Consider the following 26,606-nt stretch of genomic DNA (forward strand, 5'->3'; position numbering starts at 1 on the left):
CTTGCACAACACCGCAATCGCACTCATCCAATTGGGCGCGGTCTTCTTCGGGCTGGGCCTGCTCGGCAAGATGGCGTGGCGGATCGGCATCTCCCCGATCCCGCTCTACCTGATCGGCGGCCTGGCGTTCGGCCAGGGCGGCCTGGTGCCGTTGCACGGCATCGAGGACTTCACCCACATCTCCAGCGAGATCGGCGTGATCCTGCTGCTGCTCCTGCTCGGCCTGGAGTACTCGGCCGCCGAGCTGGTGACCGGCCTCAAGCGGTCGTGGACGGCCGGTGTGGTGGACATCGTGCTGAACGCGACGCCGGGCGTGATCGCCGGGCTGATCCTGGGCTGGGGTCCGGTCGGCGCGCTGGCGATGGGCGGCGTCACCTACATCTCGTCGTCCGGGATCATCGCGAAGGTGCTCGGCGACCTGGGCCGGCTGGGCAACCGGGAGACGCCGGTGGTGTTGTCGATCCTGGTGTTCGAGGACCTGGCGATGGCGGTCTACCTGCCGATCCTGACCGCCCTGCTGGCGGGCGTGAGCTTCCTCGGCGGGTTGAGCGCGGTGGGCATCTCGTTGGCCGCGATCACCGTCGTGTTGATCATCGCGCTCAAGTTCGGCCGGTACGTGTCGGCGCTGGTGGACAGCCCGGACCCGGAGGTGTTCCTGCTCAAGGTGCTCGGCGCGGCGTTGCTGGTCGCGGGTGTGGCGTCGCAGTTGCAGGTGTCCGCGGCGGTCGGCGCGTTCCTGCTGGGCATCGCGATCTCGGGGTCGACGGCGGAGAACGCCACCCGGATGCTGGAGCCGCTGCGCGACCTGTTCGCGGCGATGTTCTTCGTGGTGTTCGGCCTGAACACGGATCCGGCGTCGATCCCGCCCGTGCTGGGGCTGGCGGTGGCGCTGGCCGTGGTCACGACGTTGACGAAGGTGGCCACCGGGTGGTGGGCCGCACGGCGGCAGGGCGTCGGGCGGATGGGCCGGGCGCGGGCGGGCGCGGCGCTGGTGGCGCGTGGCGAGTTCTCCATCGTGATCGCGTCGCTCACCGTGGCGTCCGGCGCGGTGGACGGGCGGTTGGCGGCCCTGGCGACGGCGTACGTGCTCCTGATGGCGGTTCTCGGGCCGGTCGCGGCACGGGTGGTGGAACCGGTGGCGAGAAAGTTCACTCGAAAGCGTGGTGCCGAGCCTGCGGCGGCCTGACCTGTATCTCTTCGCCGTTCGGAGCCTCCACTAGGCATACGAACCACGTTCGACTCACGCGGCCAACTCTTACGGCCGATTGAGCACGAGCGTGATCCGGGGTTACACCTGACTGTCGTCCAACCCCGAAGGGGACCGTCATGTCACAACCAACGGGCGCCGAGACCACTGGCCGCTATCTCGTGCTCCTCGAGGACAAGTCCGTCGCGGCGGGCGCGCGGGAGATGAACCGGGTCGCCGGGATCAACGCCGCCAGCACCGCGGACGCCGCCAGCACCGAAGAGCTCGCCGCGGCCGATGGCCTGATCTTCCAGGACCTGGGCATCGCCGTGGTCGACGCGACACCGGACCAGGTCGCGCAGCTGACCCAGGCCGCCGAGTCGCCGGGCCCGATCTCCGTGGTCGAGGCCGAGCGGATCGTGCACGCCTACTCCGCGCCGCCGGACACGGGCACCGACGAGGCCGCGGCGCCCGCCGTGGACGAGTCCGTGTTCACCTGGGGCCTCCAGGCCGTGGGCGCGAACCTCAGCAAGTCCACCGGCAAGGGTGTGCGCGTCGCCGTGCTCGACACCGGTTTCACCGTCGCGCACCCGGACTTCGCGGGCCGCGTCGTGATGACGCAGTCGTTCATCACCGGCGAGTCGGTGGACGACGCGCACGGTCACGGCACGCACTGCATCGGTTCCGCCGCGGGTCCGCGTCAGGCGGCCAGCGGCGGTCCGGGATACGGCGTCGCCTACGAGGCCGAGATCTACGCGGGCAAGGTGCTGTCCAACAAGGGCAGCGGCACGGACAGCGGCATCCTGGCCGGTATCGAGTGGGCCATCGCCAACGGCTGCGCGGTCATCTCGATGTCGCTGGGCGCGGCCGTGCGGGCGGGCACGCCGCACTCGCAGATCTTCGAGCAGGCCGCCACGCGTGCGATGGGCAAGGGTTCGTTGATCGTCGCGGCCGCGGGCAACGAGAGCGACCGGCCGGGCAAGCTCGCGCCGGTGGGCCACCCGGCCAACTGCCCGTCGATCCTCTCCGTCGGCGCGGTGGACGTGCAGCGGGCGATCGCGTTCTTCTCCTGCGGGACCGTCGACACCATCGGCCAGATCGACCTCGTCGGCCCGGGTGTGGACATCTACTCCAGCTGGAACAAGGAGGACGGCGGCCTCGGCATGCACAAGCGCATCCAGGGCACCAGCATGGCGACGCCGCACGTCGCGGGCATCGCCGCGCTCATCGCGGAGAAGTACGGCTCGCGCGGGTGGGAGCTGTGGGCGAGGTTGTCGCAGTCCGCCCGTCGGCTGGGCTTGCCTTCCACGGATGTGGGTGCAGGATTGGTGCAAGCTCCCTAGTGCACCGAGGAGCCGGATCACCGACGGAGGCGCCGTGGACAAGGTCGTGGTCTCGGTAGCCGACGACAACCTGGCCGACCTGCCCACCGTGGTGTCCGCGCTGCGCGACGCCGGGATGGTGGTGGAGAACGTGCTGGAGACGCTGGGCGTGGTGACCGGGCGGGTCGCTCCCGAGGTGGGCGACCTGCTCGGCGCCGTGCCCGGCGTCTCGCACGTCGAGGTGGACCGCACCGTGCGGCTGCCGCCGACCCCCGAGGTTTGACCCGACCACATCGGGTAACCGGTTTGGCAGAGACGAACCGGTCGTCCGAGGAGGTCGAAGACGATGAAAGCCCTGCTCGCCGTGCAGACGGTGCAGGCTCAAGGCATCGGTGACGCCGCCGGTGACGCCCTGCGCTCCGTGGTGACCTTCCTGCCGAAGCTCGCCGGGTTCCTCGTCGTGCTGCTCATCGGGTGGATCGTCGCCCGGGTGCTGCGCTCCGCGGTGAACAAGGTGCTGGAGCGCGTGCACTTCCACCGCGCCGTGCAGCGCGGTGGCATCAACGAAGCGTTGGAGCGTTCGAAGTTCGACGCCTCGGGGCTGGTCGCGCAGCTCGTGTACTACGCGGTGCTGCTGATCGCGCTGCAGATCGCGTTCGGGCTGTTCGGGGCGAACCCGGTGAGCGACCTGCTGAACCAGATCGTGGCCTGGCTGCCGCGGGCGATCGTCGCGATCGTCATCATCGTGGTCGCCGCCGCCATCGCGCGGGCCGTGCAGGACATCGCGACGCGTGCGCTCGGTGGGCTCACCTACGGTCCGACGCTCGGCAAGATCGCCTCGTGGTTCATCATCGCTCTCGGTGTGATCGCGGCGCTGAACCAGATCGGTGTCGCCACCACCGTCACCACGCCGATCCTGATCACCATCCTCGCGACGATCGGCGGTATCGCGGTCGTCGGCGTCGGCGGTGGCCTGATCAGGCCCATGCAGCAGCGCTGGGACGGCTGGCTGACGAGGGCCGAGAACGAGGTGCCGCAGGCCAAGGCGCAGGCCGAGGCCTACCAGCGCGGCCGTGAGGACGTGCAGCGGACGCAGGTCGCGCCGACGGCGGCCGGCGAGCAGACGACCCGGGTCACCGAGACCCCGGCACACGCGGCGAACATGCCGACCCCGCCGGTCGGCCAACCGGTCCAGCCGCAGCCGGGCCAGTACCCGCCGGGTGAGCAGCGGTAACCGCATTCGGCAACCGCACGCGGTAGAACACACGCCAGATCGGATCGAACGCTTCGCAGGGGTCCTCGCCAAGGGGACCCCTGCTTTTATTCTGCCCGAGGGGTCCGACAATTCCGGTTGCCGAGCACGCTGTGACGCGACGTCCGGTCGGTCGGCCGGTGCGACGACGCCGCGACCTAGGCCTCGAGGGCCGGCTCGTCGCGGCGGGCCAGGTGGCAGACGGCGGCGAGTCTCAGCGTCGTCCAGTCCGCGTTCGCCCAGTCCACGATCGACGGCGGCGCCCAGCCCTGCGCCGTCGCCTCGTCCAGCACGCCCTTGGCGTAGCCGGCGAGCAGCACCACACCCGCCACCGCCGCCGCGGGCACGCCGAACGCGAGGATGTCGCGCACCGCCGCACCGTGCTGGTCGACGACGGCCAGCACACCGGGCGCCAACACGCCGGGCGTCAAGACCGCCGCGATACCCATTTCGTCGCTCAGCCGGTCCAAGAACCGGCGAGCGGAGAAGTCCCTCCAACCGCTCACAAGCTCGACACCCTACGCTGTGCGGGGCGATCGACCCATCATCGAACACGTGTTCTATGATCACGCCGGGTCGAGCCGGATGCGCAGAGAGGAAACGAGAACGTGGAGGCGGACACGCTCGTGGAGCAGGAAGAGAAGGTGGACGCCGAGGCGCCCGCCGCACCCGTGCAGCAGGAGGTCGCACCCGTGCCGCAGGAAGAGACCGAGGCCAAGCCCGCGACGAAGCGGCCCAAGTCGACGGCCAAGAAGACCCGCACGGTCGAGCTCACGCTGACCGTCACCGGGACCGCCGACGGCGAGTGGCAGGCCGACCTGGTGCACGGCACCAAGCGGGTCGTGCAGGGTCTCGTCATCTCGGCGGCGGCGGTGTCGCGGGCGGCCAAGGAGCTGCACGACGACATCGCCGGCGGTATCGACGAGGTCATCGAGGCAGCCCGTACCCAGCACCGCACGCGGATGGAAGAGCTGGAGGCCGAGCTCGCGAAGGTCAAGGCCGCACTGGCCGAACTGAGCGACTGACCGACCGGACATCCGGGAACGGGGGCCACCCGATCGACGAGCGGCCCCCGTTTCCGCGACGCCTCAGCGCGATACCTCAGCGCGACGCCTCAGCGTGACGGGTCCAGCACCAGCTTGCCGGTGGTGCGGCGGGCCCGCAGGTCCTTGTGCGCCTTGCGCACCTCGGACAGCCCGTACTCGCCGCCCGGCACGGCACGCAGGTCACCCGCCAGGACCAGGTCGAACAGCTCGGCCATGGCCCGGTGCACGACGCGACCGGGCAGCTTGAACGCGTGCGGCAGCCACATGCCCGCGATGGCCGTCGAGTGCGACAGCAGCCGGCCGGGGTCGACCGGGGTCGGCCTCTGCCGGCTGGCCATGCCGTAGAACGCGAGCCGCCCGAACGGCGCGAGCGCGGCCACGCTCTGGTCGGTGACGGCGCCGCCGGTCATGTCCAGCACGACGTCGACCCGCCGCCCGCCGTTGGCCTCGCGCAGCACGTCGGTCATGTTCTCCGCGGTGGAGTCGACGGCGACGTCCGCGCCCAGGTCCAGCGCGAGCTTGCGCTTGTCCTCGGTGCTCGCGGTGGCGATGACGCGTCCCGCGCCCCACTTCTTCGCCAGCTGCACGGCCAGCGACCCGACCCCGCCCGCGGCGGCGTGCACGACGACGGTCTCACCCGGCTCCATGTGCGCGCTGCGGCGCAGCAGCAGCCACGCGGTCGCGCCCTGCACGACCATGCTCAACGCGGTGAGGTCGTCCACGCCTTCGGGCACGTCGAACGCGGTCGCCTCGGGCACGACGGCCTTCTGCGCGTACCCGCCGTGGTTGGTCAGGCCGACCACGCGGCGGTCGCCCGCCGTGCCGACGACCTCGCCGCCGGGCACCATCGGCAGTTGCATCTTGGCCAGGTAGGAGTTCTCGGCCTGGTGGGTGTCGGCGTAGTTGAGGCCCGCGCGGCTGACCTCGACGAGCAGTTCGCCGGGCCCCGCGACGGGATCGGGGAGTTCGACCTCGTTGAGGACTTCCGGTCCGCCGAACTCGGTGATCTGGATGGCGCGCACGGGTGTCAGTTCTCCTCGGTGGTGATCGGGTCGGTGGTGATCGGGTCGGTGATCGGGTCGTGGTCGATGGAGACGCGCTCGCCGGTGGCGGTGCGCGGGCCGGGCGGGTTGGGGAAGGTGAACGGCGCGCTGGGACGTCCGGCCTGCACGAACCAGCATTCGCCTGGCTTGCCGTCGCGCAACACGGCGACGAACGCGTCGACCACGTCGTCCACGCTCATCACCGGCATGCCGGAGGACACCAGTGCGGATTTGAAGCCGGAGATGATCGCGGTGTCGGCGAACGACGGGCACACGGCGTTGACGGTGACGCCGTCGGTGGCGAGCACCGGTCCCAGGCCGCGGACGAGCCCGACGACGGCGGCCTTGTTCGCGCCGTACAGGGGGTCCATGGGCATCGCCATCAGGCCGGCCATGCTGGCGGTGGCGACGATGCGCCCGCCGCGCTTCTTCAGCTCGGGCAACGCCGCGTGCACGCCGTACACCACGCCGTCGAAGTTGATCCCCATGACCTTGCGGTACCGCTCGGGGTCGAAGTCGTCGCCGAGGCCGAACCCGGTGCCGATGCCCGCGTTCAGGACCGCGATGTCGAGCCCGCCGAACCGCTCCACGGCCGTCGTCACCGCCGCTTCGCCGTGCCGGGGATCGCTGACGTCGCAGTGCACGAACACGCCGTCCACCTCGTCGGCGACGGCTTTGCCCCGATCGTCGTCCACGTCGGCGACGACGACGGACGCGCCGGCGGCGGCCAGTCTGCGCGCCACCCCCGCCCCGATGCCGTTCGCGGCTCCGGTGACCAGTGCGACCTTGCCCGAGAACTCCACCGCGCCTCCTCTGGCTGACATTCCGACCAGTCGGTATGGTTCTCCTGACGCGCTCTGGCGTCAAGGCGACCCTGCCAGGTAGGTTACTAAGCGGTTGCTTAGGCCCGCAGATCAAGGAGGACTGACCGTGGCCGAGACGGACGCACGGGTGGCCATCGTCACCGGTGCCGCACGCGGCATCGGCGCCGCCGTAGCCACGCGGCTCGCGCAGGACGGCCTGGCCGTCGCGCTGCTCGACCTCGACGAGGGCAGCTGTGCCGACGCCGTGGAGAAGATCAAGGCCTCCGGCGGGACGGCCATCGCGGTGGGTGTCGACGTCAGCGACAGCGCGGCGGTCGACGCGGCGGTGCAGCGGGTCGCCGACGAGTTGGGCGCGCCGACCGTCCTGGTCAACAACGCGGGCATCCTGCGGGACAACCTGCTGTTCAAGATGACCGACGACGACTGGGACGCGGTGATCAACGTGCACCTGCGCGGCTCGTTCCTGATGAGCCGGGCGGTGCAGAAGTTCCAGACGGCGGCGAAGTGGGGCCGCATCGTCAACATGTCGAGCACGTCGGCGCTGGGCAACCGGGGTCAGGCGAACTACTCGGCGGCCAAGGCGGGCCTGCAGGGGTTCACCAAGACGTTGGCGATCGAGCTGGGCAAGTTCAACGTGACCGTGAACGCGATCGCGCCGGGGTTCATCGCGACCGACATGACCGCCGCGACGGCGGCGCGGGTCGGCGTCGACTTCGAGGACTTCAAGAAGGGCGCGGCGGCGATGATCCCGGTCGGCCGCGTCGGCACGCCGGAGGACATCGCGCACACGGCGTCGTTCCTGGTCAGCGAGGGCGCCGGGTTCGTGTCCGGTCAGGTCGTCTACGTCGCCGGCGGACCGAAGGACTGACATGCGGGTATTCGCGAACCTCGACGAGTTGGCGGCGGCCAAGGGCGAGCACCTCGGTCACGGCGGGTGGCACGAGATCACGCAGGCCGAGATCAACCTGTTCGCCGACGCCACGGGCGACCACCAGTGGATCCACGTGGACCTGGAGAAGGCCGCACGCGGTCCGTTCGGCGCGCCGGTCGCGCACGGGTACCTGACGTTGTCGCTGATCCCGATGCTGGTGCGGGACATCTACACGGTGCAGGGCCTGTCCATGGGCGTGAACTACGGGCTGAACAAGGTGCGCTTCCCGAGCCCGGTCGTCGTCGGGTCGCGGGTGCGGGCCGGCGCGGAGTTGGCGGAGATCACCGACGTGCCGCAGGGCAAGCAGGCGGTGGTGAAGGTGACCGTGGAGATCGAGGGCAACCCGAAGCCCGGGTGCGTAGCGGAGACCGTCGTCCTGCTGGTCCCCTGACCCACCGGCCCACGGGGTCCACCGCCACCGGCTGCGCAGGGGTCCTCGCCAAGGGGACCCCTGCTTTCAGCCTGCCACAAGGGACCGACAAAGCCGGGCGAGGAAGCGCGGGCTGTGGACAAGTGCTGCAGGTGCTGGCTTTCGCCCGCTGCCCACCACGCCACTGGGTGCGGGCGTTGTGCGCGACGGTCAGGCGTTGGCCTCGCGGGCTACGCGTTCCAGGTTGGCCCGGTACTGCTCCCACCACGTGGCGTCGACCGGGGCGAGGTTGTCGGCGTCCGGGCGGAGGCCCGCTGTGCCGTCGATGAGTTCGCGGACGATGTCGGCGTGTCCGGCGTGGCGGTTGGTTTCCGCGATCATGTGGACCAGGACGACGTGGAGGGTGATCGCCTCACGCTCCTTCGGCCACCACGGCACCGTGCCGGGTGAGTCGAGGTCGAGCGCGTCGATCGTCTCGTCCGCGTGCGCGCAGGCCCGCTGGTAGAGGGCAACGATGTCCTCGCGCGACTCGTCGGCCGTGGCCCACATGTCGGCGTTCGGCTCCGCATCGTCGCTCATCCACGGCAACGGCTCGGCGAACGGTCGGCCGAACGTGTCGCCGAAGTACCCCACCTCGACCCCGGCCAGGTGCTTGACCAGGCCCAACAGGTTCGTGCCCGTCGGCGTCAACGGTCGCCGCACGTCGTATTCCGACAGGCCGTCCAGCTTCCACAGCAGCGCCTCACGCGCGGTCCGGAGGTAGCGGTGCAGGTGAGACTTCACGACGAGCCCTCCACGGGACGCAACGACGCCAGCAGCAGGTCGGCGAAGTGACGGCCCACCTGTTTCGCCGACAACGGCCCGTCGGCGCTGTACCACTGGCCGAGGTGGTGGACCGTGCCGAAGAAGTAGTGCACGGTCAGGTCCGCCGGCACGTCGGTCCGGAACACGCCCGCCGCCTGCCCTTCCTCCACGAGCGACCGGAACCGCTCGTGGTAGCGCCGCCGCTCCGCCCGCATCTCCCGCCGCTTGTCCTCGGCCAGGTGGTCGGCCGAACGGAAGTACACGCGCGCCTGGTCGAAGTTGTCCACCGACGTCACCACGACGTCGACCGCCGCCGCGTGCAGCCGCTCGGCCACCGGCGCCGACCCGGACGCGAAGTGCTCCAGCCGCTCCGTCTGCATCCGCAGCAGGCTGCCGTAGATCTCGTGCAGCAGGTCGTCCTTGGACCCGAAGTAGTGGTACATGGCGCCCTTGGTGACGCCCGCCAGGTCCACGATCTCCTGCACCGCGACCCGGTCGAAGCCCTTGGCGGCGAACAACCGCGTCGCGGCGTCGATCAACCGCTCCGGTACCGATGCCATGGGCCAAGCATGGCACGCCCGATCACTGGAACATGGCGATCGGCCGGATGACCAGGTGCCCTTCCTCCGCCTTCCACGCCTGCACCCGCCCCAGGCAGCGAGCGTTGAACGCGCCTTCGGGCACCAGCTCGTCACGCAGGCCGGCGCTGTTGCACGCGATTCTCATCTGCGGGCCCTCCTCCGGGTTGTCCTGGGCGCCGAACGCGGCCAGGAACACGGTCGTGCCGTCGCGCTCGGAGTCCATCCGGAACGTGCCCTTCACGGACACGTACGAATCGATCCACCGCAGCCTGGCCGAGATGGGCGGGCCGTCCAGGGAACGCAGGTGCTGCTCCAGCGCTGTGTTGCGGCGCAGGGTGAGCCGGCGCAGGTCCACGTGCACCACCCCGTCGGCGGACTCCAGCGCGGCCATCAGCACGCCGATCACCGCGATCGGCTCGTGCGTCTCCATGTAGGTCTTGATCACCTCGTGGCTGTGGGCCGCCCCGGCGGCCGCATCGAGGCCCGGCAGCGCGATCTTGCCGTCCTTGGTGTAGCCGACCCGCTGGATGACCTCCTTGGTGATGGCGTCACCGAACCGGCCCACCTGGTAGATGCCGATGACCGCCTTGTCATCGAGGTAGATGGGCACGCCCGGCACCTCGCCCGGGAGGTAGCGGCGCCTGACCCGCCACGCCCACACGGCCACCCCGACCGCCACGACCAGTGCCAGCGCGGTGGCGATCCACAAGACCGCCCACGGCCACCACACCGACCACCAGAGTTCCCTATCGACAGCCACGGATCTCCCTCAGCGCCTCCAACAGCGACCCCGCACCGGCGTCCACCACCCGCCCACCGGTCGCCCGTGCCACCCGGTCCAGTTCCACCGGGTCGGCCTCGCCGAACCGGATCGCGTACGTGCGCGCCGGCGGGTCCGGCCACGCGGCCAGGAACTCGTCCGCGCTCATCCCGGCGTTGTTCTCGCCGTCGGTCATCAGCACCACCGTGCCGTCACCGACGATCCGGTAGGCGTGGTCCAGCGCCGACCAGATCGCGGTGCCGTCGTCCGCCAGCCCGGCCGACGCCAGCGCACCGGCCAGCGCCTCCAGGTCCGCCACCCCTTGGACCACGACGCTGCGCTCCTCCATGACGGTCCCCGCGAACCGCACGAGCACGACCGTCTCCCCCACCCGGAACCGGTCGAACCCGCCCGCCCGGCTCAGCGTCGCGAACGCCTCCCGCAGCCCGGCGATCCGCCCGCCCGCCATGGACGTCGAGTGGTCCAGCACGAACACCACCCGCCCCGGCGCGCCGGCCCGGTCGTAGGCGGCGAGCAGGATGTCCACGACCTCCTGCGTGCCCGGGAAGTACAGCGCGGTGCCGATGGGCTCACGCAGCTTCTCCGTGCGCTCGACCTGCGGGTCCACCGGCCGGCGCCACGTGCGTTCCATGATCGCCCGCTGGGCGGACGGCGACCGCAGCCACTGCGCAACCCGGTCGTACGCGGCGCGCTTGTCGGGTTCGAGCAGCATCAACGGATAGTCGGAGAGCACGATCCCATCCCGCGGGTACACGACCTCCAACGGTTCGCGCAGCTGCCCGGACGCGTTCAGCGACAGCACCGTCGACTCGTACGCGACCACGGCGTCCACCTCGTCCTGCCGCTTCACGTACTCGTCCACGACCTCGGCCGCGCCGGCCGCGCCGAACACCCGTCCGGTGAGGAAGCCCTGGAGCTTGTCGCAGGTCACGTCCTCGGGACGCAGCGCGGCACCCGTCCCGGCGGCGGCCGTCGCCACCCCGATCAACGCCGCCATCCCGCTACCGGACACCCTCGGGTCCGCCATGCCGAACCGCAGCTCCCCCGCCGCCGCACGACCCGCGACATCCGCCCACGACGCCCCGTGCAACACCCCCGCCTTGCCCGCCTTCACGCCCAGCACCAGCGGCGACAGCATCGTGGTGGTGGACAGCGGCAGGTCCGCGTTCTTCAGCTGCAGGTACCGGTTCGTGGCCAACCACGCGAGGTCGTGGTCGACGCCCACCGCCAGCTCCTCGCCGGCCCGCACGGTGCCCCGGTAGTCGAGCTCCAGCTCCACCCCGGTGTCGCGGCGCAGGTCGGCCAGCACCGGCGCGAGGTCCGCCAGCTCCGAACTGGCCAGCACGGTCAACGTGGTCGACTCCGGCGTGCCGGACGTGCACCCGCCCAGCACCGCCACCGACAAAAGGACCGCCACCGACAAGAGGACCGCCGTCAGCCTCATATCGGCACCTGGATCTCAGGGCAGCGGCCGACCTCCCTGATCATCGCCTCCAGGTCCGGCGGCTTGGGCAGGAACCCTTCCGTGCTGCTCAGCACCGGCTCCGGCAGACCGCGCTCGTTGAGCAGACCGTTGAGCGCGGTCGAATCCTGGTTGTCCAGCCGGAACCCGAGTTCGAGGGCGCGGCGGCGCAGGCCGGGGTCGTTGCGGATCAGGTCGCCGACCCGCTCGCCCGCCGGGCTGAACGCGATAAGCCACGGCTCGGTGCGGTGGTTCGTGTCGGGGTAGAGCAGCACGCGTTCGTAGTCCGGCTTGCCGGTCCGCGCCACCGTGTCGAGCTGGTGCGCCAAGTACTGGTGCTCGTACATGACGCCGACCGGGGCGGCGGTGCGGCCGTCGGGGTGGAAGAACGCGGTGCCGATCGCCGAGGCGTGCAGGCCCTCGATCTCGAACACCGGTTTGATCCGCTCCGCCACGGCCAGGGCGGTCTGCTCTTTCGGGACGACGAAATTGTTCTCGGCGAACGCGACCAGGCCCAGCCAGGCCGAACCCGAGTAGGAGACGCACGGGCTCGGCGTCTGCGCGACGATCTGGTTGCGGTTGTCGACGGGCTTCTTCAACCCGTCCCAGGTCGCCGCCGACGATCTCCCGTCCGCAGGCAAAGACAGCTTGACGAACCGGCCCATGTCGAGGGTGTAGTAGAGGTTGTCTTCCCCGCTCTTCTGCGGTTCCGCGATTCCCTCGCTCTCCAGGGCTTCCGCGTACTCCCTGAACGCGCCCAGCACCAGCGGGCTGGAGAACGGGAAGTACACCCGGCCGCCGAACCGGTCCCGGATCAACTCGCCGGCGACCTGGCCGGAGGGCATCACGAAGTCGAACTCGCGGACCCGGTTCTGCCTGTCCCTGATGAGCTCCCGTGAACCACCCGAGTCGGTGACCCGCACCTCGATGCGGTTGGCCATCAGGATCCGGCGGACCTCGGTGTCCTGGAAGAACACCGACTTGGATGCCATCATCGCCCGCACGACGGTGATCTCCTGGAACGGCAGCGCGACCGTTCCCGAAACGAACAACGCGATGGCACCCGCCGACGCGACGCCCGCCGATATGCCGAACGGCAGCAGGAAGCGCTTGCGGCGGAAAATGGATCTGGGCGGCTCGGTGACGGTGAAGGTCGGTTCTTCGGCAGAGCTCTTCGCGACCACGCCACTCCCCCGTGCGGACGGCGATCTCCCCTGGTACCAGGCTAGATCGCCGTGCCGCCGGAGTGGGTTACAAGTCGGGGAATCACCCCCAGCGGGGATCAGCTCCCGATCGTCGCACCGCCGTCGACCACGAACGTCGCGCCGGTGGTGTAACCGCCTGCCGCCGAAGCGAGGAACACGACCGCCGCCGCCAGCTCCTCCGGATCGCCCACCCGGCCCATCGGCAGCCGCGAGATGTGCGATTCGAGGTAGCCCTCGGGGTACTGGTCGGTCATCTCGGAGGCGAAGTAGCCGGGCGCGAGCGCGTTGACCCGGATGCGCTTGCGGCCGGTCCACTGCTGCGCCAGGTCGCGGGTCAGACCGAGCAGACCGGCCTTCGACGCCGAGTACGCGGCCTGCGGCAGACCACCGGAGACGAGGCCGAGCACGCTGGACACGTTGATGATCGACCCGCCGTCGGTCATCACGGCCGCCGCCGCCTGCGCCATCCAGTACGCGCCGTTGAGGTTCACGTCCATGACGCCCAGGAACTGCTCGGGCGTCTCACGGGACGCGGGCACCGCCGACGCCACGCCCGCGTTGTTCACCAGCACGTGCACCGGGCCGAACTCGGCGGCGGCACGCGCGACCTCGCGGCAGTCGTCCGGCTGCGCCACGTCGGCCCGCACGATCAGCGCGCGCCGTCCGGCGTTCTCGACCAGTTGCGCGGTCTCCTTGAGCTTGTCGACCCGCCGGGCGGCGAGCACGACGTCCGCGCCGGCCTCGGCCAGGCCCTTGGCGAACGCCACGCCCAGGCCGGAGGACGCGCCGGTGACGATCGCGACCTGCCCGTCCAGCCGGAACTTGTCCAGGATTCCCATCAGATCCGCTCTCTGTGTGAATTGCCGCTGCTCCGCAGACGGCGGGCTCGGTCGCCTGGAAGTCGGTCACGAACGACCGACGCGACCTCGCGTGGTGGTTGTTCGGACACGATCACAGGCCCAGGTCGCGGCCGATGAGTTCCTTCATGATCTCGTTGGAACCGGCCCAGATCTTGGTCACCCGCGCGTCCATCCAGGCACGGGCCACGCGGTACTCGGTCATGTAGCCGTAGCCGCCGTGCAGCTGCACGCACGCGTCGATGACGTCGTTCTGCACGTCCGCGCTCCAGTACTTGGCCTTGGCCGCGTCCACGGCGCTCAGCTCGCGCCGGGTGTGCGCGTCGGTGCACTGGTCCAGGAACGCCTGCGTCACGTCGATCTTGGTGACCAGCTCGGCGAGGGTGAACTTGTTGTACTGGAACGAGCCGATGGCCTGCCCGAACGCCTTGCGCTCCTTCACGTAGGCGATCGTCTCGACCAGGACCTGCCTGGCGTGTGCCAGGTTGGAGATCGCGCCGCCGAGGCGTTCCTGCGGCAGGCGTTCCATCATGTAGATGAAGCCCTGGTCGACCTCGCCGATGACGTTCTCCGCCGGGATCCGGACGTCCTCGAAGAACAGCTCGGCGGTGTCGGACTCGGGCTGGCCGACCTTGTCCAGCTTGCGACCGCGCTCGAAGCCCTTCATGCCGGTCTCGACCGCGAACAGGGTGATGCCCCTGGCCTTCTTCTCCGGGCTGGTGCGCGCGGCGACCACGATCATGTCGGCGGAGAAGCCGTTGGTGATGAACGTCTTGGAGCCGTTGAGGATCCAGTCGTCGCCGTCCTTGACCGCGTTGCTCTTGAGCGCGGCCAGGTCGGAGCCGCCGGAGGGCTCGGTCATGCCGATGCCGGTCGTCATCTCGCCCGCGCAGAACCGGGGCAGCCAGCGCTGCTTCTGCTCCTCGGTGCACAGGTCGACCAGGTACGGGGCGACGACGTCGCTGTGGATGCCCAGGCAGGACGCCATGCCGGCGCTGGCCTTGGACACCTCCTCGCCGAGCACGGCGTTGAACCGGTAGTCGTTCGCGCCGCTGCCGCCGTACTCCTCGGGGACCTCCAGGCCGAGCAGACCCTGCTTGCCGGCCTCGAGCCACACGTCGCGGTCGATGTGGCGCTGCTCGACGAACTTCTCGTAGTTCGGCTTGAGGGTGCGGTCGACGAACGCCTGCGCGGACTCGCGGAACGCTTCGTGGTCGGGTTCGAACAGCGTGCGGCGCACTCTCACGTCCTCCATACTAAGCGGTTGCTTAGATCTAAGCGTGTGCTTAGCCTGCGGTATCGTTCGGGCTCGTGTCAAGGAGAGTGCATGACTTCGACCCAGGGTGAGTTCGCGCTCCTGGATGAGACATGGTCCTCGGTCACGCCGCCGGCGGCCAGGCGGATGCTGATCGCCGCCGCCGCCGCGTTCTCGGTGCGCGGTTACCACGCCACCACGACGCGTGACATCGCGGCGCAGGCCGGCATGTCGCCAGCCGCGGTGTACATCCACTACCGGTCCAAAGAGGAACTGCTGTTCCAGATCTCGCGGATCGGGCACGGGACGTCGTTGTCGGTGCTCACGGCCGTGTCGGAGGACGATCCGGCGGCCCGGCTGGCGGCTGCCGTGCGCGCTTTCGCGTCCTGGCACGCCGAGTTCCACACGACGGCGCGGGTCGTGCAGTACGAGTTGAGCGCGTTGACGCCGGAGCACCTGGCCGAGGTGGTGGAGCTGCGCCGGCGGATCGAGGCGGCGGTGCGCGGGATGGTCGAGGACGGCGTGGCGGCGGGCGTGTTCGACGTGCCCGACGTGCGCGGGGCGACTCTCGCGGTGCTGTCGCTGTGCATCGACGTGGCCCGGTGGTACCAGCCCTCCGGCCGTCGCACCCCCGCCGAGATCGGCGACCTCTACGCCGACCTGGTGCTGCGCATGGTCGGCACGGCGGGGCGTTAGGCGGGCTGCTCGACCCAACCCTGCTCGTGGGCGAGTTCGGTGCCCGCCCAACCGTCCCCGGTCTGCCAGACGGTCGCGACGCCGACGTTGTCCAGGCCGTTGAGCAGCCCGTCGCCGCGCCGACCCGGGAGCACGACCACGTCGTCGCTCCCCTCCTCCGCGTGCCGGCGCAGCACCCTGCGGATCCACTTCACGGCACCGGCCGGCGTCCCCAGCGGCGGGTTGACGACGAAGGCGCGGCACCGGTCACCCGCCTCGCCCGCCGACATGATCACGTAACCGTCCTTGTTCGCCGCGAGCACCGGCGTGAAGCCCCGCTTCCCGAAGACGTCGGTGAAGTCGACCGCGAGCATCTCCAGCGCCAGGGATTCGGGCTGGTTCCGGAGGGAGCGTTCGACGTCGTCGATGGACTCCCCCCGCACCGGGAGACCGAACTGCTCCTTCGCGTGCCGGAGGAAGGTGTCCGGCCGCATCATGAACAACCTGACCCCGGCCACCGCCCGCATCTCCTCGTAGAGCTCCGGCCGCGGCCCTTTGGGGTTGTCGTTCTTGTCCAGGCGCCACCAGTCCTCCTCGGTGTCACCGGTGACGAGGAGGACGTCCTGCTTGCGCCGGGTCGCTTCCACCAGCAGCTGCTTCCACACCAGGTAGTCGCCGAACGCCCGACTGGCGGCCTCGGTCACCGCCGCCCGGTGCTCGTCCGGCGGCAGCGGGGCGCCGACGCGGCCGTAGAGCAGGCCGTCGAGGTCGGCGACGACCTGGTCCTCCTCGGTGTCCACCACGGTGACGAAGTCCTGCCTGGTGACCTCGGTCAGGCGCGTGACCACGTGCGCGTGCGCGTCCCGGAGGCCATGCTCCAGCGACGTCAGCTCCTCGGGTGCGAGCGACACCCGGTTCGCCCAGGCCCGCAGGCCTTGCAACGCCTGGGATTCCGCCTTCCGCAGGGCGGCCGTCGCCTGCCCGGTCGCCCTCTCGACGTCACCGAGCGCCGCTTCGCGGTCGCGCCAGAACTCGGCGAGCACCTGGTGCGGCACCCACAGGCGGTCGCGGAGGCGTCTCAGTGCGTGGAGGAAGTCGGCGCGCGTGGCGGCGGTGCAGCGGTAGAAGTCGAGCAGGGTGGCGGTGTCGAGCACGACCATCCCGCGTGCGAACAGGTCGCGGTAGTGGTCCGGCCTCGTGGTGCGGTAGGCGCCGAAGCCGTCGAGGATGCCACGCGGGGCCTCGGAACCGCTCGGGTCGTCGATGGAGGGCTCGTTGGCCATACCTGTGATCCTTCCTCACTTTTCCCGCGGACGGCACAGGGCCTCCCGGAACGTTCCGGGAGGCCCTGTTGGTCCGGTCGGGGGCTAGCGGATGGATTTCTTGCCGTAGAACCCCGCGACGAGGCTGACGCCGACAGCGGCGATCACCACCTGCGCGATGATCTCGATCCAGTCGATGCCGGGCGTGTCCTCCACGCCGAGAGCCCGAGCCACGAACGTGCCCAGGAACGCCGCCACGATGCCGACCACGATGGTCAGCCAGATGGGAATGGCCTGCTTGCCCGGCGCCACGAGCTTGCCCAGCAAACCGATGATGAGGCCGACGATCAGAGCACTGATCACACCGCCGATGCCCACTGTGCCTCCTGAAGGTTAGTCGCCTTCGAAGAAGTCCCCGATCTCGTCGAGGGCCTCGCCCATCATCATCCCACCGAACACGCCGGCCGCAGCTCCAGCGACCACACCACCGGCGCCGATTCCCCCGCCGTGGTGACCGCCGTGGTGGCCGCCGTGACCGCCGTGACCGCCGTGGTGACCGCCGTGCATGCCGTAACCGCCGGAGGATCGCCTGCCCGCGGCCTGGTCCATCCACTGGTGCAGCAGCGCCGCCCAGTCCGTGCGGATCACCTCATCGTGCGACATGGCGAAGTGCCCGAACGAGTCACCGCCCTGCCGGAACAACCCGCCGCGGCGGTCCGCCTCCAGCACCACGTACAGCCGGTGCGGGTCCGCCACGAACGTCAGCTCCAACTGGCTGATCTTGCCCAGGAACTGCGCCGGCGGCAGGAACTCGATCTCCTGGTAGAACGGCAGCTGCTGCGGCACGCCGTGGATGCGCCCCGACTCGTTGTCGGCGCGCTGGAAGCGGAACCCGAGGGCGCCGAACGCGTTCAGCACGTGCTCCTGCGACCCGATCGGGTGCACGGCCACCGGGTCGAGGTCACCGGGGTCGACCGCGCCGCGCACCTCCAGCTCGGTGCGCAGCCCCATCGTCATCCCGTGCAGCGGCTGCCCGTGCACGACGGTCAGCGGCGTCTCCAGCGGCACCGGGAACTGGAAGGGCAGCACCAGGTTCTGCCCCGCCGCGACGGCGATCCGCTGGCCGACGACGATCCGCGCGAACTCGACGTTGCGGTTGTGCTCGTTGTCGCCGCTCTCCACCTCGACCCGGGTGACGAGGGACAGCTTGACCTGGTCGATGTCGACCGGGTGGTCGCCGCCCGCGATGCGGACCTCACCGGTCAGCAGCTCGCCCGGCCGGACGTTCGGGTTGGCCAGCACCGTGTCCACCGAGGGACCGCCGACTCCGAACGCGCGCAACATCCTCTTGAAAACCACGGTGGTGCCTCCTGGCCTGCTTCTGGGTCACGCCCTTGGGCGGATTGTCCCAAGGACGCCTCGGTAGGTGGATCGGTTCCCTCTGGACGAACGCTAAGCGCAGATGCCAGTATGCGACGGCGGTCACATACTAAGCGGTCGCTCAGGAGGTTGAAGGTGCCCACGCTGCTCGTCGCCAACCGAGGAGAGATCGCCGTCCGGGTGCTCCGCGCCGCCGCCGACCTCGGCTGGCGCACCGTCGCCCTGGTCACGGACTCCGACGACGCGCACGGCCGGTTCGCCGACCGCGCGGTCCGGCTCCGGGGCTCCTACCTGGACGTGGACGCCGTGCTCGCCGCCGCGGACGGGTGCGATCTGGTGCACCCCGGCTACGGGTTCCTGGCCGAGAACGCCGGGTTCGCCCGGCGCTGCGCCGATGCCGGGCTCACGTTCGTCGGACCGCCACCCGAGGTGCTCGAACTGCTCGGCGACAAGAGCCGGGCACGCGCCCTCGCGGCGGAGGTCGGCGTGCCGGTGCTCGCGGGCGCCGAGAACGGGTTCGAGGAGTTCTTCCGCGCGCACGGCGCGGTGGTGGTGAAGGCCGTCGCCGGTGGCGGCGGCAAGGGCGTGCGGGTGGTGCGGCGGCTCGCCGACCTCTCCGGCGCGGTCGAGCGGTGCCGGGCCGAGGCGCTGGCCGCGTTCGGCGACGACACCGTGTTCGTGGAGGAACTGCTCGAACCGGCCCGGCACGTCGAGGTGCAGCTGGTCGGCACGACGGTGCTGGGCGACCGCGACTGCTCGTTGCAGGTCAGGCACCAGAAGCTGGTCGAGGTCGCGCCCGCGCCGGACCTCTCCCCCGACCTGCGCGCCGCGCTGCACGAGGCGGCGGCGACGATCGCGCGCGCCGTCCGGTACACCGGGCTTGGCACGGTGGAGTTCCTGGTCGCGCCGGACGGCCGGTTCGCGTTCCTGGAGGCCAATCCCCGGCTCCAGGTCGAGCACACCGTCACCGAGCAGGTCACCGGGCTGGACCTGGTGCGCGCCCAACTGCTGCTGGCGACCGAGGTCGAGCCGGACCTGACGCACACGCCGCGCGGCAGCGCGCTGCAACTGCGCGTCAGCCTGACCTCGACGGGACGGCTGTCGGCGTTCGTGCCGCCGTCCGGACCGGGTGTCCGGGTCGACACGCACGCCTCGGTCGGCTACCGGGCGGGTCTCGGTTTCGACCCGTTGCTGGCGAAGGTCGTGGTGCACGCCGACGACCTGGACACCGCACTGCGCCGCGCCCGCCGCGCGCTGGACGAGTTCATTGTGGACGGTGCGAAGACGAACATCGGCTTCCTGCGCGGGCTCCTGGACCACCCGGATGTCCTGAAGGCACACACGGGACTGGTGGACTCACTGCCGCGCGAGGACACCGGAGCGCGCGCTCCCGTGCAGGGCACCGTCGTGGCGATCGAGTCCGGCGCGGTCGTCGTGGAAGCGATGAAGATGCAGCACGTCGTGCCGATCGGCGACGCGCGGGTGCTGGTCGAGGTCGGCGACACGGTGGCGGAAGGCGCGTTGCTGGCCGAAGGGGTGGACGTCGCGGTGGAGGAGAAGGCCGTCGCGGTCGACCTGGACGACGTGCGGCCGGATCTCGCGGAGACGTTGGCACGGCACGACTTCTCCCGTCCCGAGGCGGAGGCGAAGCGGCACGCGGCCGGGCGGCGCACGGTCCGGGAGAACATCAGCGACCTGTGCACCGACTTCGTGGAGTACGGCGGGCTGGCCATCGCCGCGCAACGCCGCCGGCGGTCGTTGGACGAACTGGTCGAGCGCACGCCCGCGGACGGGCTGGTCGCGGGCGTCGGCACGGTGAACGGCGGCCAGGTCGTCGCGATGTCCTACGACTACACGGTGCTCGCGGGCACCCAGGGTCTGCGCAACCACGCCAAGAAGGACCGGATGTTCGCGTTGGCCGAGCAGCGGCGGCTGCCCGTGGTGCTGTTCGCCGAGGGCGGCGGCGGTCGGCCGGGCGACACCGACCACGGCGGCGTCAGCGGGCTGGACTGCATGGCGTTCCACCTGTTTGCCAAGCTCTCCGGGCGGGTGCCGCTGGTGGGCATCGCGTCCGGCCGGTGCTTCGCCGGGAACGCCGTGCTGCTGGGCACGTGCGACGTCGTCATCGCGACCCGTGACGCGACCATCGGCATGGGCGGCCCGGCGATGGTCGAGGGCGGCGGGCTCGGCGTGTTCCGGCCCGAGGAGATCGGGCCGGTGGACGTACAGGTGCCCAACGGCGTGATCGACGTGCTCGTGTCCGACGAGGCCGAGGCCGTCGCGGTGGCCAAGAAGTACCTCTCGTACTTCCAGGGGCCTGCCAACAGGTGGTCGACCGACGGGTGGTCGACCGACGGCTGGGAGTGCGCCGACCAGCGGCTGCTGCGGCACCTCGTGCCGGAGAACCGGGTGCGCGCCTACGACGTGCGGACCGTGGTGGAGACGCTCGCCGACACCGGGTCGGTGCTGGAGCTGCGGCGGGAGTTCGGGCGCGGCATCGTCACCGCCCTGGTCCGGGTCGAGGGCCGGCCGCTGGGGCTGATCGCGAACGACCCCGGCCACCTCGGCGGGGCGATCGACGCCGACTCGGCGGACAAGGCGGCGCGGTTCCTCCGGCTGTGCGACGCGTTCGCCCTGCCGGTGCTGTCGCTGTGCGACACGCCGGGATTCATGGTCGGACCGGACGCCGAGCGCACCGCGACCGTGCGGCGCCTGACCGGGATGCTCGTGACCGCCGCGAACCTCGACGTGCCGTTCGGGTTCGTCGCGCTGCGCAAGGCGTACGGGTTGGGCGCGCAGGCGATGGCGGCGGGCAGCCTGAAGGTGCCGCTGTTCGCCGTGTCGTGGCCGAGCGGCGAGTTCGGCCCGATGGGCCTCGAAGGTGCGGTGCGGCTCGGGTACCGGCGCGAACTGGACGCCATCGACGACCCGGCGCAGCGCGAGGAGGCGTTCACGGCGATGGTGTCGGCCGCCTACGAACACGGCAAGGCCCTCAACGTGGCGTCCGCGTTCGAGATCGACGACGTGATCGACCCGGCGGACACCCGGCGCTGGATCACCACCCTCCTCACGACCAGGCCAGGGGAAAGCCGTCACGGTGAGTGACGAGTCGCGGGGTAATCGTGAACTGTCAAACGGGTGACGTGCGGAACGTTGGGGACGTGCCGTACGTTGCCGGTCCGTGACGACTCTCCTGGGACGGTTCAAGCAGCGGCTGCGCCGGTTCGCGCAGAAGCCAGGCTCCGCCGACCTCACGCCCTACCGGAAGCTGCTCGACGAGGTCAACGAGCAGGCGGAGCGCGTGAAAGAGCTGAGCGACGAGGAGCTGACCGCCGCGGCCGCCAAGCTGCGCGAGAAGCCCGAGTTCGGCCGTCCCGAACTGGTGGAGGTCTGCGCGCTGGGCCGCGAGGCCGCCGACCGCGCGCTGGGCCTGCGCCCGTTCGACGTGCAGATCCTCGGTGCCCTGGGCCTCCTGGAGGGCCACGTGGTCGAGATGGCCACCGGTGAGGGCAAGACGCTCTCCGGCGCCATCGCCGCGGCCGGTTTCGCGCTGCGCGGCGACCAGGTGCACGTCGTCTCGGTCAACGACTACCTCGCCCAGCGCGACGCCCAGTGGATGGGCCCGCTCTACGAGCTGCTGGGCGTGAGCGTCGGCTGGATCGACCAGAGCTCCAAGCCCGAGGAGCGCCGCACCGCGTACCAGGCCGAGGTCACCTACGCCTCGGTCTCCGAGATCGGCTTCGACGTGCTGCGCGACCGGCTGGCCACCGACGAGGCCGACATCATCGTGCCCAAGCCGCGCGTCGCGCTGGTGGACGAGGCCGACTCGGTCCTGGTCGACGAGGCGCGCGTGCCGCTGGTCCTGGCGGGCTCCACGGCGGGCCCGGCGGTCGACCCGGCGCTGGCCGACCTGGTCAAGCGGCTGCGCCGCGACCTGCACTTCGAGATCGACGACGAAGAGCGCAACGTCTACCTCACCGGCGCGGGCAGCGAGCTGGTCGAACGGTCGCTCGGCGGTATCGACCTGTACTCCGACGAGCACGTCTCGACCACGCTGAGCAAGGTCAACGTGGCCCTGCACGCGCAGGTCCTGCTGCACCGGGACGTGGACTACATCGTCCGCGACGGCAAGGTGCACCTGATCAACGACACCCGCGGCCGGATCGCGAAGCTCCAGCGCTGGCCGGACGGCCTCCAGGCGGCGGTCGAGGCCAAGGAGAACGTGGCCACCACGGACGCGGGCGAGGTGCTGGACTCGATCACCGTCCAGGCGCTGCTCAGCCGCTACCCGTCGGTGTGCGGCATGACGGGCACGGCGGTGGCCGTCGCCGAGCAGCTGCGCGACTTCTACCAGCTGGAAGTGCTGGTCATCCCGCCGAACGTGGAGACGATCCGGGAGGACGAGGCGCCCCGGCTGTACGCGACGCTGGAGCAGAAGGAAGCCGCGATCGTCGCCGAGATCAAGGAAGTGCACGAGACCGGCCGCCCGATCCTCGTCGGCACCCTCGACGTGGCCGAGTCCGAGCGCCTGTCCCGCAAGCTCGCCGAGGCCGGCTTGAGCTGCGTGGTGCTCAACGCGAAGAACGACGCCGAGGAAGCCTCGATCATCGCCGACGCGGGCTCGTTCGAGCGGATCACCGTGTCCACCCAGATGGCGGGCCGCGGCACGGACATCCGGCTCGGCGGGCACGACTCGACCGACCGGGAGCGCATCGCCGAGCTCGGCGGCCTCTACGTGATCGGCACCGGCCGGCACTCCAGCAGCCGGCTGGACGACCAGCTGCGCGGTCGCGCGGGACGCCAGGGCGACCCGGGCGGCTCGGTGTTCTTCTCCTCGTTGCAGGACGAGCTGGTCACCCAGTACGTGCCGGACCACGACGAGCCGGCCGAGGTGGACGAGGACGGCCGGATCACCGACGCGGGCACCCTGCACACCGTGGAGCACGCGCAGCGCATCGCCGAGGGCGTGCACCTGGAGATCCACCGCAACACCTGGCGCTACAACAAGCTGATCGAGCACCAGCGCCAGCTGATGCTGGAGTACCGGGACAAGCTGGTGCGCACCGACCTGGCCTGGCAGGAGCTGTCCGAGCGCAAGCCGGACCGGGTGCACGAGCTGGCGGACCTGGACGAGGAGATCAAGGTCTCCGCGGCCCGCCTGATCGCGCTGCACCACCTGGACCAGCGGTGGAGCGATCACCTGACGTTCCTGACCGACCTGCGGGAGGGCATCCACCTGCGGGCGCTGGCACGGCAGAACCCGCTGGACGAGTTCCACCGCGAGGCCATCCCGGCCTACCACAAGATCATCCCGGACGCGTGGGACGAGGCCGAGGAGACCTTCGCCAAGGTGAAGATCGACGCCGACGGCGCGCACCTGGCCGAGGCGGGCGTGCAGCGCCCGAACACCACCTGGACGTACCTGGTCAACGACAACCCGTTCTCCTCCGGCCTGGAGGAGACGTTCAAGGGGTTGGTGAAGCTCGTCCGCCGTCGCTAGTCGCCAGTCGCTAGTCGCCGTCGCCAGTCGCCAGGACCGCCGCGGTGCGGACTCCGTGCGGGCTGGGAGGCAGGCCCAGCCCGCGGCGGCGTCAACGGACGGGTGCGGAGACCTTCTTGTCCTCGACCGGCTCCGCCTGGCGGGGCAGAGTCTTCGACGTCTTCGATCTCGGCATCCGCTGCGCCACCGCCTGCTCGGTGAGCGCACGGATCTCCGCCAGGATGTCCAGGTGCTGCTGGGACGGTGGCGGACCGACGAGGTTCGAATGGTCGAACGCGGTGCGTTCGGCTCGATGGGCGAGGTTTTGAATGCGCCGGATCAGGTCCCACTCCTGCTCGATGCGCGTAGAGCGCCGTTGCTCAGTCACCCCGGAAGCAGACACCTCACGGCGGGTGAACGTAAATCACCTGGCAGTGCGAACTTCGCTGGGGCAACTCAGCTACCCCTGCATGGACCCACAAAACACACCCGATCGTGGGACTAAAGGTTCCACCGCTGGGCGAGGTACCACGCCGCACAGGCATTGACGTCCAGCACATACGCCGTCGCAGCCCCACATTGCTGCGGCCCCGTGCCGGGATCCACGGGTTGACCGTGCCCCATACCGGTGACGGTGTGGGTTTCCACGACCGGTGACCCGACGCTGTTGCGATAGACCGCATGGGGGTAACCCGCCACGGTGTCGGTGACGTCCGCCGTGGCGTCGGCGCCGTGCACGTCGGTCCACTGATCGACGATCTCCCGCTGATTGGCCACCGCGACGGTGTAGTCCGCGGTGCCGTGCCACACGGTCATGGTCGGCCACGGACCCCGGTGGGCGCTCGCCGCGCGCACCTTGTCGCCCCACTGCCGGGCGGTCAGGTCCTTGCCCGGGTTCATGCAGCCGTAGGCGTCGATCATGGTCGTGGCGCAGCCGAACGGCAGCCCGGCCACCACACCGCCGCCCGCGAACACGTCCGGGTAAGTGGCGAGCAGCGCCGACGTCATCCCACCGCCCGCCGACAGGCCGGTCGCGTAGGTGGTGGACGTGCCGAAGTCGGTCTTCATCCGCGTCACCATCGACGCGATCGACGCGACCTCGCCCTGACCGCGGGTGGTGTCCGCGGCCTGGAACCAGTTGAAGCACTTGCTGAAGTTGTTCGCGCTCTGCTGCTGCGGCAGCACGACGGCGAACCGGAGCCGTTCCGCCAGCGACACCCACCCGCTGGACGTGCCGTAGCCGACGTCCTGGGTGCAGCCGTGCAGCACGACCACCAGCGGCCGTCCGGCGGGCAGGCCGTCCGGCACGTAGCGGAACATCTTCAGGTTCCCGGGGTTCGACCCGAACGCCGGGACTTCGGTGACGCTCGCGGCGTGAGCCTGCGGCGTGATCGTCAACGCGGTCAACATCGCGGTCGTCAACAGGGCGACCAACGTCGGTTTGCGCATGTGCGGACCTCCTTGTCCGCTTCTCGACCGTAGAAGGCCTTGTGGGGCGGCACGATGGCGCACCACACCACAACCGCGCGGCCCGGCATGGCGACCGGACCCATTACGCCGCAAGGCGGGCCGTCTTACCGTGCCACGGGTGAACATCGCCGTTCCGCTGATCGCAGCGCTCCTCGCGACGACGGCGCAGGCCGTTCCCGCGTCCGCCCAAGGATGCGGGCCCCTGCGCGTTCCCGGTGCCGCGCACCAGGAACTGACCCACGCCGACCTGTCCACCGCGGGCGGGCACACCGATCCCGCCGACTGGGCCGGCCTCACCCCGGCGGGCCTGCCCGCGCCGACCCCCGTGCCGGGGGTGCAGGTGGACGGCTACTTCCCCGACACCTCGACCGGCAACACCAACCACGGTTGGGCGCACGACTCGCAGTTCGTGATCCGGCTGCCGGAGCGCTGGAACGGCGGCCTCGTCGTGGCGGGCTCCCCCGGTGTGCGGGAGCAGTACGCCAACGACCGCGCGATCAGCGATTTCGTGCTGGCCCGCGGGTACGCGTTCGCGTCGACCGACAAGGGCAACACCGGTGCGGCGTTCCACCGGGACGGCACGCGGCCCGGTGACGCGATCGTGGAGTGGAACCACCGGGTCACCCAGCTGACCCGCGCGGCGAAGGCCGTGGTGGCGCAGCGGTACTGCCGGCCGCCGTCCCGGACCCTGGCCACCGGCATCTCCAACGGCGGCTACCTGGTGCGGTGGCAGCTGGAGAACCACCCCGAGCTGTACGACGGCGGCGTGGACTGGGAGGGCACCCTGTGGACCGCGCGGGGCCCGAACCTGCTGACGTTCCTGCCGCCCGCGTTGACGGGGTACGCGACCGGTGACAAGGCGGCGGTGGCGGCGGCCGGGTTCCCCGCCGAGTCGGAGTTCCTGTGGCCGTTCCACCACCAGTACTACTGGGACCTCACCCAGCGGATCTACCGCGAGGAACTGGACCCGACCTGGGACGGCGCGCAGGAGGCGGGCACGCCGTTCTGCGCGCCCGGCACGCCGCTGTGCGACGCGGACTACGACTACTTCTCGCGACCGGAGGCGCAGCGGGCCGTCTCGCGGATCGCGTTGACCGGGCGGATCGGCAGGCCGCTGCTCACCCTGCACGGCACGTTGGACGTGTTGCTGCCCATCTCCCAGGACTCCGACGTGTACGCGGACATGGTGCGCCGGGCCGGACGCGGCGCGCTGTTCCGCTACTACCGGATCGAGGGAGGCACGCACGTGGACTCGCTGTTCGACGCGTTCCCGGACCGCCTCCGGCCGCTGACCCCGTGCCACCGCTCGGCGTTCACCGCGCTGGAGGGCTGGCTGTCGGGCACGCGACCACCCGCGTCGGCAACCGTCCCCCGCCCGGCGGCGGTGAGCACGACGGAGTGCGCGCTGTCGTAACCGCAGC

Annotated in this window: 26 protein-coding genes; 11 read left to right on the forward strand and 15 right to left on the reverse strand. The window is 70.6% G+C overall.

Annotated features, from left to right (window positions below):
- The first annotated feature begins 1 nt into the window (after position 1).
- The 4 genes from FM051_RS10160 to FM051_RS10175 all read left to right on the forward strand — a co-directional run bounded on the left by FM051_RS10160 (position 2) and on the right by FM051_RS10175 (position 3,742).
- Positions 2–1,186 (forward strand): cation:proton antiporter, encoded by a 1,185-nt coding sequence (locus FM051_RS10160; protein WP_158842682.1) that lies wholly within the window; start codon positions 2–4, stop codon positions 1,184–1,186.
- Between the two features lie 140 nt (positions 1,187–1,326).
- Entirely contained in the window at positions 1,327–2,529 is a 1,203-nt protein-coding gene (locus FM051_RS10165; RefSeq protein WP_158842683.1) for a S8 family serine peptidase, read from the forward strand.
- Positions 2,530–2,563: 34 nt separating this feature from the next.
- Positions 2,564–2,791, forward strand: coding sequence for a hypothetical protein (locus FM051_RS10170; RefSeq protein WP_158842684.1), 228 nt, complete (start codon positions 2,564–2,566; stop codon positions 2,789–2,791).
- A 63-nt stretch (positions 2,792–2,854) separates the two neighbouring features.
- The gene (locus FM051_RS10175) at positions 2,855–3,742 is read left to right on the forward strand and encodes a mechanosensitive ion channel family protein (RefSeq protein ID WP_158842685.1); all 888 of its coding nucleotides are present in this window, start codon (positions 2,855–2,857) and stop codon (positions 3,740–3,742) included.
- Positions 3,743–3,918: 176 nt separating this feature from the next.
- On the opposite strand, the gene FM051_RS10180 is transcribed toward FM051_RS10175, so the two are convergent.
- On the reverse strand, positions 3,919–4,266 hold the full coding sequence (locus FM051_RS10180) for a DUF6401 family natural product biosynthesis protein (protein ID WP_158842686.1): 348 nt from the start codon (positions 4,264–4,266) through the stop codon (positions 3,919–3,921).
- 102 nt (positions 4,267–4,368) lie between these two features.
- On the opposite strand from FM051_RS10180, the gene FM051_RS10185 reads away from it, so the two are divergent.
- Positions 4,369–4,785, forward strand: a complete 417-nt coding sequence (locus FM051_RS10185; RefSeq protein WP_158842687.1) for a DUF6319 family protein — start codon at positions 4,369–4,371, stop codon at positions 4,783–4,785.
- 89 nt (positions 4,786–4,874) lie between these two features.
- Here FM051_RS10185 and FM051_RS10190 read toward each other — a convergent pair whose 3' ends face one another.
- Both FM051_RS10190 and FM051_RS10195 read right to left on the reverse strand, forming a co-directional pair.
- Positions 4,875–5,828, reverse strand: a complete 954-nt coding sequence (locus FM051_RS10190; RefSeq protein WP_158842688.1) for a quinone oxidoreductase family protein — start codon at positions 5,826–5,828, stop codon at positions 4,875–4,877.
- Positions 5,829–5,833: 5 nt separating this feature from the next.
- Positions 5,834–6,673 carry an SDR family NAD(P)-dependent oxidoreductase gene (locus FM051_RS10195; protein WP_158842689.1) on the reverse strand — a complete coding sequence of 280 codons (840 nt, stop codon included), beginning with the start codon at positions 6,671–6,673 and terminating at the stop codon, positions 5,834–5,836.
- Between the two features lie 106 nt (positions 6,674–6,779).
- Between FM051_RS10195 and fabG the strand changes: the two genes are divergently transcribed.
- Together fabG and FM051_RS10205 are read left to right on the forward strand one after the other, a co-directional pair.
- Positions 6,780–7,541 (forward strand): 3-oxoacyl-ACP reductase FabG, encoded by a 762-nt coding sequence (gene fabG / locus FM051_RS10200; RefSeq protein WP_158842690.1) that lies wholly within the window; start codon positions 6,780–6,782, stop codon positions 7,539–7,541.
- 1 nt (position 7,542) lies between these two features.
- A complete protein-coding gene (locus FM051_RS10205; RefSeq protein WP_158842691.1) occupies positions 7,543–7,995 on the forward strand; it encodes a MaoC family dehydratase in 453 nt (150 codons plus the stop codon).
- Positions 7,996–8,184: 189 nt separating this feature from the next.
- Here FM051_RS10205 and FM051_RS10210 read toward each other — a convergent pair whose 3' ends face one another.
- The 7 genes from FM051_RS10210 to FM051_RS10240 all read right to left on the reverse strand — a co-directional run bounded on the left by FM051_RS10210 (position 8,185) and on the right by FM051_RS10240 (position 14,904).
- Positions 8,185–8,757 (reverse strand): DinB family protein, encoded by a 573-nt coding sequence (locus FM051_RS10210; RefSeq protein WP_158842692.1) that lies wholly within the window; start codon positions 8,755–8,757, stop codon positions 8,185–8,187.
- On the reverse strand, positions 8,754–9,338 hold the full coding sequence (locus tag FM051_RS10215; RefSeq protein WP_158842693.1) for a TetR/AcrR family transcriptional regulator: 585 nt from the start codon (positions 9,336–9,338) through the stop codon (positions 8,754–8,756). The genes FM051_RS10210 and FM051_RS10215 overlap by 4 nt, the downstream gene beginning before the upstream one ends.
- A gap of 22 nt (positions 9,339–9,360) precedes the next feature.
- Positions 9,361–10,119: a hypothetical protein gene (locus tag FM051_RS10220; protein ID WP_158842694.1), complete on the reverse strand. Its 759-nt coding sequence runs from the start codon at positions 10,117–10,119 to the stop codon at positions 9,361–9,363.
- Positions 10,106–11,584 (reverse strand): vWA domain-containing protein, encoded by a 1,479-nt coding sequence (locus tag FM051_RS10225; protein WP_202918768.1) that lies wholly within the window; start codon positions 11,582–11,584, stop codon positions 10,106–10,108. Before FM051_RS10225 ends, FM051_RS10220 begins: the two co-directional genes overlap by 14 nt.
- A complete protein-coding gene (locus FM051_RS10230; RefSeq protein ID WP_158842695.1) occupies positions 11,581–12,786 on the reverse strand; it encodes a hypothetical protein in 1,206 nt (401 codons plus the stop codon). The genes FM051_RS10225 and FM051_RS10230 overlap by 4 nt, the downstream gene beginning before the upstream one ends.
- Before the next feature lie 98 nt (positions 12,787–12,884).
- Positions 12,885–13,646 carry an SDR family NAD(P)-dependent oxidoreductase gene (locus tag FM051_RS10235; RefSeq protein ID WP_158842696.1) on the reverse strand — a complete coding sequence of 254 codons (762 nt, stop codon included), beginning with the start codon at positions 13,644–13,646 and terminating at the stop codon, positions 12,885–12,887.
- A gap of 112 nt (positions 13,647–13,758) precedes the next feature.
- On the reverse strand, positions 13,759–14,904 hold the full coding sequence (locus FM051_RS10240) for an acyl-CoA dehydrogenase family protein (RefSeq protein ID WP_158842784.1): 1,146 nt from the start codon (positions 14,902–14,904) through the stop codon (positions 13,759–13,761).
- Between the two features lie 87 nt (positions 14,905–14,991).
- On the opposite strand from FM051_RS10240, the gene FM051_RS10245 reads away from it, so the two are divergent.
- Positions 14,992–15,615 (forward strand): TetR/AcrR family transcriptional regulator, encoded by a 624-nt coding sequence (locus tag FM051_RS10245; RefSeq protein WP_158842697.1) that lies wholly within the window; start codon positions 14,992–14,994, stop codon positions 15,613–15,615.
- Here the strand turns inward: FM051_RS10245 and FM051_RS10250 are convergent.
- The 3 genes from FM051_RS10250 to FM051_RS10260 form a co-directional block, all read right to left on the reverse strand.
- Positions 15,612–16,877, reverse strand: coding sequence for a PIN-like domain-containing protein (locus FM051_RS10250; protein WP_158842698.1), 1,266 nt, complete (start codon positions 16,875–16,877; stop codon positions 15,612–15,614). The two genes, FM051_RS10245 and FM051_RS10250, sit on opposite strands and share 4 nt — an antisense overlap.
- An 84-nt stretch (positions 16,878–16,961) precedes the next feature.
- Complete coding sequence (locus FM051_RS10255) at positions 16,962–17,234, reverse strand: GlsB/YeaQ/YmgE family stress response membrane protein (protein WP_158842699.1); 273 nt, start codon at positions 17,232–17,234, stop codon at positions 16,962–16,964.
- A 15-nt stretch (positions 17,235–17,249) separates the two neighbouring features.
- Positions 17,250–18,215: a sporulation protein gene (locus FM051_RS10260; RefSeq protein ID WP_158842700.1), complete on the reverse strand. Its 966-nt coding sequence runs from the start codon at positions 18,213–18,215 to the stop codon at positions 17,250–17,252.
- A gap of 156 nt (positions 18,216–18,371) precedes the next feature.
- Between FM051_RS10260 and FM051_RS10265 the strand changes: the two genes are divergently transcribed.
- Together FM051_RS10265 and secA2 are read left to right on the forward strand one after the other, a co-directional pair.
- Positions 18,372–21,341: an acetyl-CoA carboxylase family protein gene (locus tag FM051_RS10265; RefSeq protein ID WP_238412275.1), complete on the forward strand. Its 2,970-nt coding sequence runs from the start codon at positions 18,372–18,374 to the stop codon at positions 21,339–21,341.
- Between the two features lie 76 nt (positions 21,342–21,417).
- Positions 21,418–23,736 carry an accessory Sec system translocase SecA2 gene (gene secA2, locus FM051_RS10270; RefSeq protein ID WP_158842702.1) on the forward strand — a complete coding sequence of 773 codons (2,319 nt, stop codon included), beginning with the start codon at positions 21,418–21,420 and terminating at the stop codon, positions 23,734–23,736.
- Between the two features lie 91 nt (positions 23,737–23,827).
- Here secA2 and FM051_RS10275 read toward each other — a convergent pair whose 3' ends face one another.
- Positions 23,828–24,103: a hypothetical protein gene (locus FM051_RS10275; RefSeq protein ID WP_158842703.1), complete on the reverse strand. Its 276-nt coding sequence runs from the start codon at positions 24,101–24,103 to the stop codon at positions 23,828–23,830.
- A gap of 113 nt (positions 24,104–24,216) precedes the next feature.
- Positions 24,217–25,164, reverse strand: a complete 948-nt coding sequence (locus FM051_RS10280; RefSeq protein WP_158842704.1) for an extracellular catalytic domain type 1 short-chain-length polyhydroxyalkanoate depolymerase — start codon at positions 25,162–25,164, stop codon at positions 24,217–24,219.
- A 139-nt stretch (positions 25,165–25,303) separates the two neighbouring features.
- Here FM051_RS10280 and FM051_RS10285 point away from each other — a divergent pair, with 139 nt between their 5' ends.
- Positions 25,304–26,599, forward strand: a complete 1,296-nt coding sequence (locus tag FM051_RS10285) for an alpha/beta hydrolase family protein (RefSeq protein WP_274383531.1) — start codon at positions 25,304–25,306, stop codon at positions 26,597–26,599.
- Positions 26,600–26,606 lie beyond the last annotated feature (7 nt).

The sequence above is a fragment of the Saccharothrix deserti genome, from assembly GCF_009769385.1.
GTDB classification, from domain to species: domain Bacteria; phylum Actinomycetota; class Actinomycetes; order Mycobacteriales; family Pseudonocardiaceae; genus Actinosynnema; species Actinosynnema deserti.

What these genes read in the sequence shown, in the direction of transcription:
- FM051_RS10165 (WP_158842683.1), top strand. Translation starts at nt 1,327, where the DNA reads ATGTCACAACCAACGGGCGCCGAGACCACTGGCCGCTATCTCGTGCTC.
- FM051_RS10175 (WP_158842685.1), top strand. Translation starts at nt 2,855, where the DNA reads ATGAAAGCCCTGCTCGCCGTGCAGACGGTGCAGGCTCAAGGCATCGGT.
- FM051_RS10195 (WP_158842689.1), bottom strand. Translation starts at nt 6,673, where the DNA reads ATGTCAGCCAGAGGAGGCGCGGTGGAGTTCTCGGGCAAGGTCGCACTG.
- FM051_RS10205 (WP_158842691.1), top strand. Translation starts at nt 7,543, where the DNA reads ATGCGGGTATTCGCGAACCTCGACGAGTTGGCGGCGGCCAAGGGCGAG.
- FM051_RS10215 (WP_158842693.1), bottom strand. Translation starts at nt 9,338, where the DNA reads ATGGCATCGGTACCGGAGCGGTTGATCGACGCCGCGACGCGGTTGTTC.
- FM051_RS10225 (WP_202918768.1), bottom strand. Translation starts at nt 11,584, where the DNA reads ATGAGGCTGACGGCGGTCCTCTTGTCGGTGGCGGTCCTTTTGTCGGTG.
- FM051_RS10235 (WP_158842696.1), bottom strand. Translation starts at nt 13,646, where the DNA reads ATGGGAATCCTGGACAAGTTCCGGCTGGACGGGCAGGTCGCGATCGTC.
- FM051_RS10245 (WP_158842697.1), top strand. Translation starts at nt 14,992, where the DNA reads ATGACTTCGACCCAGGGTGAGTTCGCGCTCCTGGATGAGACATGGTCC.
- FM051_RS10250 (WP_158842698.1), bottom strand. Translation starts at nt 16,877, where the DNA reads ATGGCCAACGAGCCCTCCATCGACGACCCGAGCGGTTCCGAGGCCCCG.
- FM051_RS10280 (WP_158842704.1), bottom strand. Translation starts at nt 25,164, where the DNA reads ATGCGCAAACCGACGTTGGTCGCCCTGTTGACGACCGCGATGTTGACC.